Source organism: Haloechinothrix aidingensis (genome assembly GCF_013450155.1).
Lineage (GTDB): Bacteria > Actinomycetota > Actinomycetes > Mycobacteriales > Pseudonocardiaceae > Haloechinothrix > Haloechinothrix aidingensis.
Genome location: NZ_JACCKD010000002.1, coordinates 656,115 through 670,434 on the forward strand (window position 1 = coordinate 656,115; position 14,320 = coordinate 670,434).

The 14,320-nt window shown below is 69.8% G+C and carries 12 protein-coding genes; 2 read left to right on the forward strand and 10 right to left on the reverse strand.

Annotated features, from left to right (window positions below; genetic code table 11):
* Positions 1-82: 82 nt before the first annotated feature.
* The gene (locus H0B56_RS07485) at positions 83-550 is read left to right on the forward strand and encodes a metallopeptidase family protein (RefSeq protein ID WP_180892177.1); all 468 of its coding nucleotides are present in this window, start codon (positions 83-85) and stop codon (positions 548-550) included.
* Here the strand turns inward: H0B56_RS07485 and H0B56_RS07490 are convergent.
* Together H0B56_RS07490 and H0B56_RS07495 are read right to left on the reverse strand one after the other, a co-directional pair.
* Positions 534-3,926 carry a glycosyltransferase family 2 protein gene (locus H0B56_RS07490; RefSeq protein WP_180892178.1) on the reverse strand — a complete coding sequence of 1,131 codons (3,393 nt, stop codon included), beginning with the start codon at positions 3,924-3,926 and terminating at the stop codon, positions 534-536. The genes H0B56_RS07485 and H0B56_RS07490 overlap by 17 nt on opposite strands.
* 45 nt (positions 3,927-3,971) lie before the next feature.
* Positions 3,972-4,256 (reverse strand): WhiB family transcriptional regulator, encoded by a 285-nt coding sequence (locus H0B56_RS07495; protein WP_089299864.1) that lies wholly within the window; start codon positions 4,254-4,256, stop codon positions 3,972-3,974.
* A gap of 434 nt (positions 4,257-4,690) precedes the next feature.
* On the opposite strand from H0B56_RS07495, the gene H0B56_RS07500 reads away from it, so the two are divergent.
* Positions 4,691-5,497 carry a zinc metalloprotease gene (locus H0B56_RS07500; RefSeq protein WP_180892179.1) on the forward strand — a complete coding sequence of 269 codons (807 nt, stop codon included), beginning with the start codon at positions 4,691-4,693 and terminating at the stop codon, positions 5,495-5,497.
* On the opposite strand, the gene H0B56_RS07505 is transcribed toward H0B56_RS07500, so the two are convergent.
* The 8 genes from H0B56_RS07505 to H0B56_RS07540 form a co-directional block, all read right to left on the reverse strand.
* A complete protein-coding gene (locus H0B56_RS07505; protein ID WP_180892180.1) occupies positions 5,494-6,330 on the reverse strand; it encodes a hypothetical protein in 837 nt (278 codons plus the stop codon). The two genes, H0B56_RS07500 and H0B56_RS07505, sit on opposite strands and share 4 nt — an antisense overlap.
* Positions 6,331-6,332: 2 nt before the next feature.
* Positions 6,333-6,791: a hypothetical protein gene (locus H0B56_RS07510; RefSeq protein ID WP_180892181.1), complete on the reverse strand. Its 459-nt coding sequence runs from the start codon at positions 6,789-6,791 to the stop codon at positions 6,333-6,335.
* Positions 6,788-7,633: an N-acetyl-1-D-myo-inositol-2-amino-2-deoxy-alpha-D-glucopyranoside deacetylase gene (gene mshB, locus H0B56_RS07515; protein WP_180892182.1), complete on the reverse strand. Its 846-nt coding sequence runs from the start codon at positions 7,631-7,633 to the stop codon at positions 6,788-6,790. Before mshB ends, H0B56_RS07510 begins: the two co-directional genes overlap by 4 nt.
* Before the next feature lie 89 nt (positions 7,634-7,722).
* Positions 7,723-8,736 carry an ABC transporter ATP-binding protein gene (locus H0B56_RS07520; protein ID WP_219632513.1) on the reverse strand — a complete coding sequence of 338 codons (1,014 nt, stop codon included), beginning with the start codon at positions 8,734-8,736 and terminating at the stop codon, positions 7,723-7,725.
* Positions 8,737-8,741: 5 nt separating this feature from the next.
* Positions 8,742-9,848, reverse strand: coding sequence for an ABC transporter ATP-binding protein (locus tag H0B56_RS07525; protein WP_180892184.1), 1,107 nt, complete (start codon positions 9,846-9,848; stop codon positions 8,742-8,744).
* Positions 9,848-10,840, reverse strand: coding sequence for an ABC transporter permease (locus H0B56_RS07530; RefSeq protein WP_180892185.1), 993 nt, complete (start codon positions 10,838-10,840; stop codon positions 9,848-9,850). The genes H0B56_RS07525 and H0B56_RS07530 overlap by 1 nt, the downstream gene beginning before the upstream one ends.
* A gap of 13 nt (positions 10,841-10,853) precedes the next feature.
* Complete coding sequence (locus tag H0B56_RS07535) at positions 10,854-12,371, reverse strand: ABC transporter permease (RefSeq protein WP_180892186.1); 1,518 nt, start codon at positions 12,369-12,371, stop codon at positions 10,854-10,856.
* A gap of 149 nt (positions 12,372-12,520) precedes the next feature.
* Complete coding sequence (locus tag H0B56_RS07540; RefSeq protein ID WP_180892187.1) at positions 12,521-14,260, reverse strand: ABC transporter family substrate-binding protein; 1,740 nt, start codon at positions 14,258-14,260, stop codon at positions 12,521-12,523.
* Positions 14,261-14,320 lie beyond the last annotated feature (60 nt).

Genomic DNA, 14,320 nt, shown 5'->3' on the forward strand with positions numbered 1-14,320 from the left:
CGGCGGCCGTGTCCGTGTACCCGGCCCGCGCAGGGCACCGCGGGGACGACACGCCTGCGACCACGCGCGTACCCTGCAGAACGTGGGATCCATTCGCAGCGCGCGGCCGCAGCGCAGGCGACGGCGCGATCGACGGGGCCGGGGCCTGCGCGGTCCGTTGATACCGGCGTCACTGCCCGCCGCGGCGAGCCGGTCCGAGCGATTCGACGCGGCCGTGGTCGAGGCACTCGAGCCCATCGAGTCCCGGTGGCATGCCGAGCTGACCAACCTCGATGTCGCCGTCGACGACGTGCCCGACGTGCGAAAGGCCCCGCCGGAAGCCGGCGGCGAGAGCATCCTGCACGACGGGGCGGTTCCGTTGTCGCGCCTCGTGCCTGCCGGGGTGGACAACGCGGGGTTACCCACCCACGCGCGCATCCTGCTCTACCGCCACCCGCTCGAGGCACGCGCACCCGAGCAGGACATCCTGGTCGAGTTGATCCACCAGGTACTCGTCGAGCAGGTCGCCGCCTACCTCGGGCTCGACCCCGAGATCATCGAGGGCGACTAGCAGGGCGTGCCTCCCGCCCCTTCCGTCCCGCGGGGATCGCCGTCAGCACGGCGAACAGGACAGCGCCCAGCTGCGCGAGCAGCAGCGTGTTCCGCACCGTTCCGGGATGTTCCACGAGGACCTCCGACTCCCGGGTGGGAACCTCCACGGCCACCTGGTGACCCCAGGCCCGCACGATCGGCACCGCCTCGCCGTTGACCTCGGCGCGCCACCCGGCCTCGTGAGTCGCCGCGAGCACGAGCAACCGGCCGCCCGCCCCGTCCGAGACGCGTGCCCGCACCTCGGGCAACTCCGCCTCGACGGGCGCCACACCGTTCGTCTCGACATCACCGGGAGGTGCCTCACCGCCGATGGCGAGCCTGCTCAGCTCGGGTGCGATCAACGTGACGGGTCCACCGGCGGGGTTGAGGCGCACGACATGCCGTCCGTCCGCTGTCCCTGCCGCCGGGCTGACCAGCTCACCACCCGCCTCGAGCAGGCCCGCGCTGTCCACCCCGTGCGGGAGCACGACCATGCGCACCCCGGCCGCGCTCGCCGCGGCCACCGCATCGCGCACCTCGCTGTCGGATCCCCTCGGTACGCCGGGCGCGCCGACCATGGCTTGCTGCCACCCGTGCAGCCGCTCGGCCGCCCCCTCGGGCAGCGGCAGGTCGTCATCGCCGAAGGCGGGCATGCCGCCCGCGGCCTGCTGGGGCGGATCGTCGTCGCCGCGCAGCACAAGAACCGACTCCCCGGATCGAGCCAGGTCCTCCGCGACAGCGGAGGCCAGCCGGGTGGTGTCCGCATCGCGGAGCGGGCCGTCCCCGCCGACCTGCCCGGCCGCCACCACGAACGCCGCGGTCATGGCGACACCGGCACCCGCCGCCATCAGTCTCGGCACCCGCGCCACCGCGGGCTGGTTCTCCTCCCGCCGGTACGCCACAGCAAGCAGGACCGCAAGCAGACCGAGTCCCACGACCAGCAGTGGCGCCCCGGGCCAGGGGTGGCGCTCCTGCCCACCGGTAGGCGGCGACGCGGCGAGCAGTTGCGAGGCCACGACCCCGCCCACGCCGATGGCGGCGATGCCGAGCCCCGTAAGCGCACGAACCGTGGGGCGCAGGATCAGCGCGACCAGTACCGCCACCACCAGCACCGCGCCGATCGGCAGCGCGCCGGGGCCACCGGGGTGCATGGAGAACAGCATCGCGGCGTGCGCAGGTAGTTCCGTGAACCGGGCACCGATGCCGTGCAGCACGAGCTCCGGGTGTGTGACCAACGTGACCGGCCACGGCAGCAGAAGGGCGATCGGCAGCAGCGCGACGATCGCCATCGACGTGACGCGCCGTGCCATCCGGACCGTCGAGGGCACGAGCACGAACGCCAGCAGCAGCCCCGCCAGCACGAGTATGTGTGTGGCAGGCGAGAAGGCACCGAGCACGGCCAGACCGACGGCGGCCATCACCGAGCTCGGTAGCCACCGCGTGCCTTCCGGGTCTCCCGCGATACCGGGCCGCAACACGGTGGCGATGCCCGCGGTCACCGGCGGCAGCAGGATATGTGCCAGCACCACACCGACACGACCCTGCTCGACGGCCGCGGTCGCGGGCGGCAGCACGGCATAGCCGACCGCCACCAGCGCACGAACCCAGCCTGCTACCGCGAGCCTCCGGGTCGCGACGTAGGCGCTCAACCCGGCCAGCGGCATGGCCAGGACAAGCATCAGCGCCACCGCGGCAGGCGGACCCCCGATCGGGTACAGGGCCGCACCGAGAACACCCAGCACAGCCAGCGCGGGCGGCGCGTGCGCGGACGTCCCGCCGCCGACCGGATGCCAGGAGGCCAGGTAGCTCGACCAGACCTGAGGGAGGTCGCCTACCGGCAGCAACCGGCCGCCTGCCAGGTCGAGACCGAGCCGGTGCCAGTGCACGAACAGTGCCAGCGCGGTCAGCCCGACGGCAAGCAGCAGCGGAGGCGCGAGCAGGGTCGCGGCGAGGATGCGCTTGCGGTCCACCTCGACGAACACGAGCCGGTGCTCACCACCGTCCGTGCCCGGGCTCGGGCGCTGCGCTGCGGACTCGCCGGTGGGCGCGTGAGCGGGACCGTGAGCCGCCCCGGCCTCCTCGGTTCGCTCCGCCCGCGCCGTGTCGGAGACAGGGACCGCCACCATGCCCCTGGAGACCGCCGTCCCCGACGAGCTCACCGCCATCGGTGCGGCGACGGCGTCCGAGCGCTCCGGGGGTACCCACTGCGCGCGCGAAGGCTGCCCCGCCAGGATCCCGAGTGCGGCATCACGCGCCACCCGGCGCCGTACCAGGTACAGCGCGCCCGCGCGCAGCGCGCGCGACAACCTCCTGAACCTGCCGACGAACAACCCTCGCACGCCGCCGGAGCGGCGCGTCCCCTCCGGTGGCACCCGCGCGCGCCGCCCGCGGCGCAGCGCGGCGGGCCGGAACACCACCGCGAGACCCGACAGCTCGGCACGTGCCCGCCGTGGCGCGGCAAGGAGCAGGAACCCGAGCGCCCGCAACACGCACAGCAGCGCCAGCCGCGGCATGCCAAGCACGAACGCCGGGCGCGAGCAGTTCACCAGGTAGGTGCGTACCCCGTGCGCGCGCTGCGCGGCAGCCGTTCCGGGGTAACCGGCGGCATCCAGCGCCGCGTGCCCGCGTCGCCCCGTCGCGACCGCGCGGGCATGGCGGATCCGTGCCATCGGTACACACAGCACCGTGCTGCCTGCCACGTTGGCGCGCCACCCGAAGTCGACGTCGTCCCACAGCAGGGCGAGCTCGGTGTCGAAGCCACCGAGCCGGTCCCAGAGCGAGCGGCGGAGCAGCACCCCCGCGCTCGGCATCGCCAGCACCTCGGTGCTCTGCTCCGCGGTGATCTCCTTGGTGGTCCCGCGCGCCGCGCCGGTCGAGGTGCCGATGCCGACGTCCGCACGACGATGCCCCGAGGTGTCCGTGGTCAGGCCCGCCTCGACGATCAGCCGGGGGTCGTCCCAATCCAGGGCGATCGGCCCCACCATTCCCGCGGACGGGGACGCTTCGGTGGCGTTGAGCAGCGTCGCCAGGCAGTGCGGCTCGACGGCGCTGTCATCGTGCAGTACCCAGATCCAGTCATCCGGCTCCTGCCAGGTGGCATCCGCGTGCGCCACGCCTGCGGACACGGCCTCGGCGAAGCCGGTCCGCCTGGCAAGCGTGACCACCTCGTCGACGACCGGGGACTCTCCGGCAGCCGCGTCCGCCAGCAACTCGGGCGTACTGTCATCCGATCCGGTGTCTACCGCGACCACATGCCACGGGCGTACCGTGCTCGCCCGCAGCCCGGACAGCGCTCCCGGCAGCCAGTCCTCGCCGTCGTGACACACCAGGACCGCGAGAACCGGCGCGGTGTGCATGCGGCTGTGCCTTTCGACCCGTCGACGGCAACGAACGAGTCGAGTCTAGACCGCTCGCTTCCGGAGCTTGCGACGCTCCCGCTCGGACAGTCCGCCCCAGATACCGAAGCGTTCGTCGTGCGCGAGTGCGTACTCCAGGCACTCCGTGCGTACTTCACAGCCCTGGCAGATGCGCTTGGCCTCCCGGGTCGATCCCCCCTTCTCCGGGAAGAACGCCTCCGGGTCGGTCTGCGCGCACAGCGCACGCTCCTGCCAGTCCTGCTCTTCCTCGAGGCCAAACAGGTCCGCGAGGACGTCCAACTCCTGCCCGGAGTTCTCTGTCCACTGCATACCTGCCCCCGACTGGTGACCTACGTCCGCGTTTCGCACGTCCGCCTCCTTACTTCCACGCGTCGAAGTTGGCGGACATCACTCGCTTCCCGCACGGCCGGACGAGTCCGGCTCGCGCCGGTCCGGCGCCGGCCCCTCTACCGACACCGGCTCGGTTCCGGCTCCTCGGCGACCCGACGGATCAGTACCGCGGACCGATACCCGAGGCCCGGACATTCACAACCCTGCTGGGCTGCAGCGAATGACATCAATGTGATTACACCCCTGTGATGCTATTCGGTCAAGCCGGATCCCTGGGTTGGGGGATGAAAGAGTGACGCAAGTGCAAGCCGACACGCCGACGCGAACCCGACACGCAGTTCATACCGAGCACACCGCACCGTGATCCGCGGGGTGGTGATCGGTACCGGCGACGTCCCAGAGAGACTTGGCCCGTGCACCGATCCGCCATCCGCCCCAGCCCCGTGTTCCTCGGCCTGCTCGCCGCCACCCTTGCCGGGGCGCTGCTGCTCGCCGTGGACGCGCCGTTCGACACCCACCAGCTCGGCGAGCGCACGGCCATCGACTTCGGCTCGCGCAACGTCCTCGGCACCATCGGTGTCGTACTGCTCGTACTGGGTGGCTGGGCGGTGTCGCTGACCCTGCACGAGTTCGGTCACGCCGTCGTAGCCTACCGGGGCGGCGACCGCGCGGTGGCCGCGAAGGGCTATCTCACCCTGGACATCCGCCACTACACCGACCCGGTGTTCTCCATGGTGCTCCCGCTGCTCCTGCTGGCCATCGGCGGCATCCCGTTGCCGGGCGGGGCGGTGTGGATCAACCGTGGCGCCCTCCGCACCCGCGGGGTCGCCTCGGCGGTGTCCCTGGCCGGACCGCTGTCCAACCTGGCCGTCGGCGTCGTGCTGATCGCGCTGGTCGCGGCCGCGCCCCTGCCTGCCGGTCTGCTCATCGGCCTGTCCTACCTGGCGATGGTGCAGGTCCTCGCGTTCGTGCTGAACATCCTGCCGGTCCCGGGCCTTGACGGGTACGGCGCGCTCGAGCCCTACCTGTCCCCGCGCGCCAGGGAGCTCGGCATGAAGGCTCGCCCCTGGGCCCCGCTCGCGCTGTTCGCCGTGATCATCGGGTTCCCGTACGCGGGTGAGGCGTTCTGGACGCTGTCCACCACCGTCTACGGCCTGCTCGGCGGAGATGTCCAGATGGCGGGTGCCGGCTTCTCGGCGTTCATGTTCTGGCGCTCCTAGGGTGTGTCGCGCGGGTGGTGCCCACCACCTGCCTGCTGCTGCCGGTACCGGCGCGCCATCTTGACCGCCCGCTTGAGCGCGGAGCGCTCACCGAGATAACCCGCGAACATGCCCAGCACCGGGATCATGCCGAGCATCCGGTGCCACAACCGGCCGCGGGGCCGGTTGTCCAGCTCGTCACCGAAGGCCTGCAGGGAACGACCCAGCCGCCAGAGCGTCACCGCGACCGCCTTGAGCGTGACCCTGCCGCGGTCACGCTGCGCTCCGCGTAGCTCCTCGGTGAGGTCGGCCGTGTTGGCGTCCTCCCCGGCCTGGTCGTGCGCCGGGTCCGTACCCGCCGCGAGCTCGTGCGGGACGCTCCTGCCGAACAGCACCCATGCCAGCAGCCGGACGCGATCGGAATGGCTGGTCATGCCGTACTCGCCCGCGATGGCACACAGCAGGACACCCTGGGACGCCGCTCCGACGGCGCTCTGCACGGGGAAGCGCTGCGCAAGCGCCCCACCCAGGCCGGGTATCGCCGTCAGCAGCGCCGTGAACCTGCCGACACGGCCCACCCACCACCGCTCCCGCTGCGCGGGGGTCATCCTCTCCCAGGCAGGCGTGCCAGGCACCCGCAGCGACGCCAGACCGTTGAGCAACCTCCTGCGCACGGTGGGCCGCAGGTGCGCGAGCTCCTCCGGCTCCGCACCGCGCGCGGCGGCCTCCGCGGCACGCGCGCGCAGGCCGAGCGGGTCGGACTCGCGCAGCACATCCAGCACGGGCCCGGTCGCGCGGACGAACGGCCGCAGCACGGCGACCAGCTGCCGGTCCGAGATCGTCACCCCTGCCACGGTCACTTCCCCGCCATGGACGTCGAGGTCACCGCACCTGCCGCCGCAGGAACCGTGGCCCGGGCGGTCACGGCCATCGCCCGGCCGAAGGAGTACGCACCGGTCAGTCCGCCACCTGCGAGGAGCACGATGGTGCGCCAGTCGGCGACGAACACCTGGTCACCACCGGGACCCGCGACCGCGAGCACCAGCAGCGTGCACGACCAGACCAGCAGTGGAAGCCCCGCCAGCCACGGCGTTGCCCCCAACCGCCGCGCGCTTCGCCCAGCGTGCTTCACCAGCAGCGGGGTCGTCACCACGGCCAGCACCACGACGAGCGGGAACGGCGCGTCCCCGAACGCGGGCAGCAGGCGACCGTCCAGCCGCAGTGGCAGGAAGAACAGCTCCAGCACGGCCAGCAGCGCGGCGTCGAGTACGAGTACGCCGAGTACCAGCCGCTCCAGGGTGGCTCCGCCCTTCATCGGAGACCACCGAACAGGTCGGTTTCCACCGGACCGGCACGACCGGAGGCGAGCTCGAAGTACTCGGTGTGCGGGTTCGGTAGCGCCATCCCGTTGGACAGCGCGCAGCACGCCCGTTCCGGCCTGCCGCTCCCGTCGCGCCACACGCTCACCTGGGTGCGGTGCGCGTCCAGCGCCGCGAGCCTTGCGTCGAGCTGCCCGGAGACATCGATAGCCGCGTGCGCGCGCTCGTCGGCGACGACGGGCAGCTCGGCGGGCTCGGGAACGGTGAACGGTACGCCGGGCAATTCCCGCAACGCCTGGACTCCGCGCCGCACCGGAGTCTCGGGCACAACCGTGTGGAACACCCGCAGCACCGGCTCGGCGCCCGCGGCCGCCGCGTGCGTGACCTCGTGTGCGCGGATGTGATCGGGATGACCGTACCCGCCGTTGGCGTCGTAGCTGACCACCACCTGCGGCCGCACCTGGTGCAGGATGGCGCGCAGCTGGGCCACCTGCTCATCGAACGCGCCCGTGGCGAACGCGCGGGGGTGGTGTTGCGAGCCTGCGCCTGCCATACCCGAGTCGCGCCAGCGCCCGATACCGCCAAGATAGAAGTGCCTGGTCACGCCAAGTACCCGGCAGGCATCGCGCAGCTCGCCTGCGCGGTAGCCACCCAGCTGGTCCCCGGCGTGCGAGCCCAGCTCCGCGAGGTCGGCAGGGATGATCTCCCCCTCCTCGCCGAGCGTGCAGGTCACGAGCGTGACTTCCGCGCCTTCGGCGGCGTACCGGGCGATGGTGCCGCCCGTGGTGAGGGTCTCGTCGTCCGGATGCGCGTGAACGAGCAATAACCTGGTCTCCACGCTGCCACCCTAATCGCTGCCCCGACGACACCGCCTCCGTGGCACGCTGAATGACGCTTTCAGTCCCTCCCGTGGACCGAGGGCGTCATTCAGCGTTCGGGAAAGTGGCAGGCGACGGGGTGTCCACCTCCGCGGTCGACGAGGGCGGGTTCCTCGGTGGCGCAGATATCGGCCGCCTTCCAGCAGCGCGTCCGGAACCGGCAACCGCTCGGCGGATCGATCGGGTTCGGCACGTCCCCGCTGAGGATGATGCGCTCCCGCTCGCGCTCGCTGCCCGGGTCCGCCTCCGGAGCCGCCGACAGCAGCGCCCGCGTGTACGGGTGCGCCGGTTCCTGGTAGATCTCCTCGCGCGTGCCCGTCTCCACGATCTTGCCGAGGTACATCACCGCTATCCGGTCGGAGATGTGCCGCACCACGGACAGGTCGTGCGCGATGAACAGGTACGCCAGCCCGAACTCGTCCTGCAGGTCCTCCAGCAGGTTGACCACTCCTGCCTGCACCGACACGTCCAGCGCGGACACCGGCTCGTCGAGCACGAGCAGCTTCGGCTGCAGCGCCAGCGAGCGCGCGATACCGATGCGCTGGCGCTGCCCCCCGGAGAACTCGTGCGGGTACCGGTTGCCGTGCTCCGGGCTGAGCCCCACCAGCTCCAGCAGCTCGGCGACGCGCGCGGCGCCGCCGTCCCGCCACGTCCCGTGTACCTTCAACGGCTCCGCGATGATGTCGTTCACCGGCATCTTCGGGTTCAGCGACGCGAACGGGTCCTGGAACACGATCTGCATGTCACGCCGGACCGGCTGCAGCTCGCGGAAGCTCAGTCCGATCAGCTCCCGCCCGCCGAACCGCACCGACCCGGAACTCGGCCTGTTCAGCTGTAGCAACGACCGCCCGGTCGTGGACTTACCGCAGCCGGACTCACCGACCATACCGAGCGTCTCGCCCTCGCCGACGTGGAACGAGACCCCGCTGACGGCCTGCACATCGCCGATCTTCCTGCGCAGCAGCCCACCACCCCGCACGGGGAAGTTGACCACGAGGTCGTTCACCTCGAGCAGGGGGTCACCATGCTCGCCGGATACCGCTTGCCGTGCGCTCTCTGCCATCACGCTCATCGCGACCTCTCGCTCTCGGCCCGGAAGTACGCGGTCGGATCGTCGACCTGAGCCAGCCGGGACCAGTGATGGCACGCGGCATAGTGCTCATCGGCGTCGACAGGCGCCAACTCCGGCTCGGTGGTCACACACGCGCTGTCGTCCGCGAGCGGGCAGCGCGGGGAGAACGGGCACCCCGGCGGTACGTTGATCAGCGAAGGCGGGGTGCCCACGATGGGGCGCAACCGCTCGTGCTCGGTCGCGTCGAGGTGCGGCAGCGAGCCGAGTAACCCGGCCATGTAGGGCATGCGCGGCTGGTTGAACACCACGTCCACGTTCCCGATCTCCACGGGCCTTCCCGCGTACATCACCAGGACACGATGGGCCATACCCGCGATCACGCCCAGGTCGTGGGTGATCATCAGGATCGCCGCGTTGACCTCGTCCTTGACCTCAAGCAGCTTCTCCAGGATCTGCGCCTGCACCGTGACATCCAGCGCCGTTGTCGGTTCGTCGGCGATGATGAGGTCGGGATCGTTGATGATCGCCATCGCGATCATCACGCGCTGCCGCATCCCGCCGGAGAACTCGTGCGGGTAGCTCTTCAGCCGGGCCTCCGGTCGCGGGATCCCGACCAGGTCCAGCATCTCCTTCGCGCGTGCCAGCGCCTGCTTGCGCGAGACCAGGTGGTGCGACAACACGGCCTCCGCCAGCTGGTCGCCGATGGTCTGCACGGGGTTCAGCGAGGTCATCGGGTCTTGGAAGATCATGGCGATCTTGTCGCCGCGCAGCGAGCGATGCTCCTTCTCCCGCATCCGCAGCAGGTCCGTTCCGCGGTACCGGATGCTGCCGTGTACGCGGGCGTTGCCGGGCAGCAGACCCATGATCGCCATCGAGGAGACCGACTTGCCCGAGCCGGACTCCCCCACGATGCCAAGCACCTCGCGCTCGCGCACGGAGTAGTCCACGCCCCGCACGGCATGCACGATGCCGTCGTCGGTGGGAAACTCCACGGTCAGGTCCTCCACCCGCAGGATCTCCTCGTCGGACGGGGGCAGCGAGTCCGCGAGGGTCTTTCCCGCGTGCACCCGCGAGCCGTTGGCGGGCTCCGTATTCGTCGACATCAGTCACGCACCCGGTTCTGTCGTGGGTCGAAAGCGTCGCGCAAGCCGTCACCGATGAAGTTCACGGACAGCACGATGCCGATGATGAAAAATCCCGGCCAGTAGAACAACCACGGCCGCACGGTCAGCGCGTTCTGGTAATCGTGGATGATCCTGCCGAGCGAGGTGTCCGGTGGTTGCACCCCCAGCCCCAGGAAGGACAGCGCCGACTCGAGGATGATCGCGGTCGCGATGGCCAGCGTCACCGAGACGATGATGATGCCGACCGTGTTCGGCAGGATGTGCTTGACGATGATCCGTCGCGCGGACGTGCCGAACGACCTGGCCGCGATGACGAACTCCTTCTCCCGGATGGACAGCACCTCGCCGCGGATCAGCCGCGCCGTCGGCGTCCACGTCACCAGCCCCAGCACGAGCCCGAGCACGACGATGCCCCTGTCCCCTGCCATCACGGCCACCAGCCCCGCGAACAGCAGGGTGGGGATGGTGATGACCAGGTCGGTCAGCCGCATCAGTGCGGCCTCGGACTTGCCCCGGAAGTACCCGGCTACCGCCCCGATGAGCGTCCCGACGAAGGTGCTGACGATACCGACGATGAACGCGATCACCAGCGACACCTGGGTGCCCCGCATGGTCAGCGCGAAGTAGTCCCTGCCGACGTTGTCCTGCCCGAAGGGGTGTTCGCCCATTTGCATGCCGGAACCACCCAGGAAACCGGGCAACAGGCTCAACGTCGGCTTGCCGCTGTCGACGATCGTTCCGGTCGAGGAGAAGTCCTTGGGCCACCAGCCGGGGATCGGTCCGGCACCGATCGAGGTCACCGCGAGCAGCACGATCGCCCCGAGGCCGATCATGCCCGCGACCGCTCCCTTGTGCCGGACGAACCTCCGGAATACCAGCTCGCCCTGGGTGCGAGTCCGCACGCCCATGCCCTGCACCGCGTCGGTGCCGCTTGGTGCTTGCGCCGGCTTCGTCCGTGTTCTGCGCATCATTCACCTACTCCTGTCAGGACAGCCGGATCCGCGGGTCGAGGAAGCCGTACGCGATGTCGGCGATCATGTTGAACACCACGATCGCGCCACCGGCGACCAGGAAGAACGCCATGATCGGCATGGGGTCGCCCTGGTTGATGCCGTCCAGCAGCAACCTGCCCATGGCCCGCCACCCGAACACGGTCTCGGTCACCACGGCCCCGCCCATGACCGTGCCGATGTCGTACGCGGTCAGCGTCGTGATGGGGATCAGGCCGTTGCGCAGCGAGTGCCGTGTGACCACCGCCCGTTCGGGCAGGCCCTTCGCGCGCGCGGTGCGCACGTAGTCCTGGTTCATCACCTCCAGCATGCTCGCCCTGGTGTAGCGGGTATAGGTCGCCAGCGAGATCAGCATCAGCGCCAGCGTGGGCAGGGCGAGGTGGCCGAGGGAGTCCAGACCGGACTGCCAGAAGGTGCCCTGGAAGTTGGGCGTGCCCGAGCCGATCGTGGAGACCGGGCGGCCACCCTTCAGATCGCTGTAGCTCGCGAAGGACTGCAGCAGCCGGTCGGTGAAGATCACCGCGCCGGTGAACAGGCCGGTGAACATCGCGGACTGGACGGCCGAGCGCCGGTAAAGCTCACCACCGAGCAGCCACCCGATGGCGAAACACACGCCCGCGGTGATCACGGCGAGCAGCGCGATCGTCGCCAGGTTCGGGTCCCGCAGCACCGGGTCGAGCAGCAGCGCGCTGGCGATACCCGCGATGGCGGCTGCCATCGCCGCGCGCATCGGCGGGCTGTGCCAGTCCAGCCCGCTGAACAGCGTGGTGAAGCCGATCGCACCGGCGACGGCGGTCAGCGCGATAACGAATATGCCCAGCCCCGGATCGGCGAACCAGCCGGTCTCCGACAGGGCCCACAACAGCGCGCACATGGCCACGAACGCGACCACGAAGGTGGTCACCCTGCTACGGCGGTCGCCGACGACCAGGGCGGCACAGAACAGCGCGACGAACAGGGCGATCAGGCCGATCACCCAGAGGGCGAGTTCCGGGTCGGCCAGCCAGTTGTTGAGGTCGATGGCCACGAACTGCTTGAGCAGGGTGGCCACCCAGAACAGCGGCAGGGAGTAGAACAGGAACGCGGCGAAGGTCACCGACAGGTCCAGGCCGCTGTACTGCCGCAGCGCGGAGATCACCCCGATGGTGATCCCGATGACGATGGACAGCACCGTCGCGGCGAGCACCAGCTGCAGCGTGGAGCCGACGGCGTTCTCCAGCATGGCGTTGATGCTCCGGCCGGTCACGTTCACACCGAGGTCGCCGGTGAGCGCGGAACCGAGCCAGTGGAAGTAGCGGACGAATACGGGTTCGTCGAGCTTCATCCGCTCGGTGATCTCGGCCATCGCGGACTCTTGGGCCGGGCCGGGCGGCAACTGCCTGGCCTCGGCCAGCGGGTCCCCGACGTTCGCCGCCATGACGAACACCACGGCGGTGGCGGCGAGGAAGACCAGGACCGAGACGAACAGGCGCCGCGCGATGAAAGCGAGCATGGCGCAGTCTCCTGGGTACGCGGAAAGGATGCGGGTGGGGTCGCACCGCGGCGGGGCCGGGAAAGGGGCTCCCGGCCCCGCCGCGGTGCGATACCGATGCGGGCGCGTGTGAGCGGGTGTCAGCTCACCGCACGGCGCACCGGATCAGCTCACTCCCTGCTCCATTCCGGCATGTTCCACACCAGGCCGGTCTGCGTCGGGTTCATCACGATGTTCTGCACATCCTGCTGCCAGGCCGCGATGTTCGGGTGCTGGTACAGCGGGATCGTCGCCAGGTCGGCCCAGAGCTTCTCCTCGATGTCCGCCGCGATCGAGAGCGCCTTGTCCTGGTCACTCTGCCGCAGGATGTCATCGAGCATCTGGTCCATCTCCTCGTCGGAGTAGCACCCCATGTTGTTGCCCTTGCCCTCGGCGGTGCACTCCTCAGGAGACCGGTAGATGGCGTTCCAGCCGGACAGCACCGAGGAGCCGATCCAGGCGAACATCGCGACATCGAAGGTGCCCTGCGACAGGCCGCCCTTGGTGTCGAAGAAGTCGGCACTGGCGTCGAAGTCGACCTCGAAGCCCGCTTCCTCACAGGCCTCGGTGATCAGCGTGCCCGTGTTGTTCCTGCGCTCGTTGTCCAGCGTCTCCAGCCGGATCTCGGTACCGACCGCGTCCTCCTCCTCGAGGATCTGGCGGGACCGCTCGAGATCCTGCTCGCCGTACTCGTCGAGCCACTCGGAGGAGCGCTCGATGCCTTCCTCGAAGCCCGGATCCCATGGCGCGATGTTGCGGATGTCCTTCGTCTCGGCCTCCGGCAACACCGGCTGGATCAGGTTCTCCACGATGGTCTGCCGCGGCACGCACAGCGCGAAGGCCTCGCGCAGCTCGCGGCTCTCCGCGAACGGCCCGTCGTTGAAGTTGAAGTCCAGGTGCTCGTAGCTGTACTGGTTCTCGACCGCCGACTCGATACCCGCGGCCTCCGCGGCCTCGATCTGGTTGGCGATATCCACGGTCGGCTGCGGGTTGATGATGTCGACTTCCTGGTTCTCCAGGGCCTGGACCTGCTCTTCCTCGGGGATCTCCCGGATCACGATGGTCTCGGTCTCCGGTGCCTCACCCCAGTACTCCTCGTTGTAAGTCAGGGTGACGTGCTGGCCTGCCTCGTAGGAGTCCAGCTTGTACGGCCCGGACGAGGGGATCAGCTCCTGGTCGGGCAGTCCGCCCTCGATCAGCCAGCCCTCGTTGAAGAAGTCCACGGTGTCCTCGAGGGCCTCCCAGTCCTCGGCCTTGACGGCCTCGATGAACTCCTCCGAGGACAGTCCGCCCTGCTCGGCGACGACGTGCGCGGGCATCATGGCGGTGTTGCCGTTGCTCGGCCCGTTGCTGTTCCAGTCGGCGAAGGGCTTGTCGTACTCGAGCGTGAACTCCTTGTCCCCCGCCTCGCAGTCCGGCACCTCGGTGTCCTCGACCCCGTCGGTGCCGATCACCGAGTAGTCCGACTCACCACTTTGCTGGGCCCACCACAGCAGCGCGTCGTCACAGTCGATCGGCTCGCCGTCCGACCAGGTGGCGTCCTCGTTGATCGTGTACTCGACCGTCAGCGGGTCGTCGGAGACCTTCTCGTAGCTGCCGAACTCCTCGTTCGGAGTGACCTGCCCGTCCTCACCCGCGAAGTGCCAGAAGCCGGTGGTCACCCACTCCATCACGACACCGTTGGCGAACGAGTTCGCTCCGGCCGTGGTGTTGTTGTAGCTGTCGAAGGGCTGGGGCCAAGCCAACGTGATGGTGTCGCCGCCCCCGCCGTTGTCACCGGCGGCGTCATCACCGTTGTCGGCACACGCGCTCAGTACGAGCGCGCTCCCCGCGATCATCGCGACCGCAGAGGTGAATCGTGATCTCCTCATTATGACTGTGTCCTCCTAGCACTGGGCCGGTGTGGCCCGCATCGCAACGGCAAGTGTGGC

Coding starts and splice junctions, on each gene's coding strand:
- H0B56_RS07490 (WP_180892178.1), bottom strand. CDS start 3,926: ATGCACACCGCGCCGGTTCTCGCGGTCCTGGTGTGTCACGACGGCGAG.
- H0B56_RS07495 (WP_089299864.1), bottom strand. CDS start 4,256: ATGCAGTGGACAGAGAACTCCGGGCAGGAGTTGGACGTCCTCGCGGAC.
- H0B56_RS07525 (WP_180892184.1), bottom strand. CDS start 9,848: ATGTCGACGAATACGGAGCCCGCCAACGGCTCGCGGGTGCACGCGGGA.
- H0B56_RS07530 (WP_180892185.1), bottom strand. CDS start 10,840: ATGATGCGCAGAACACGGACGAAGCCGGCGCAAGCACCAAGCGGCACC.
- H0B56_RS07540 (WP_180892187.1), bottom strand. CDS start 14,260: ATGAGGAGATCACGATTCACCTCTGCGGTCGCGATGATCGCGGGGAGC.
- H0B56_RS07510 (WP_180892181.1), bottom strand. CDS start 6,791: ATGAAGGGCGGAGCCACCCTGGAGCGGCTGGTACTCGGCGTACTCGTA.
- H0B56_RS07520 (WP_219632513.1), bottom strand. CDS start 8,736: ATGGCAGAGAGCGCACGGCAAGCGGTATCCGGCGAGCATGGTGACCCC.
- H0B56_RS07535 (WP_180892186.1), bottom strand. CDS start 12,371: ATGCTCGCTTTCATCGCGCGGCGCCTGTTCGTCTCGGTCCTGGTCTTC.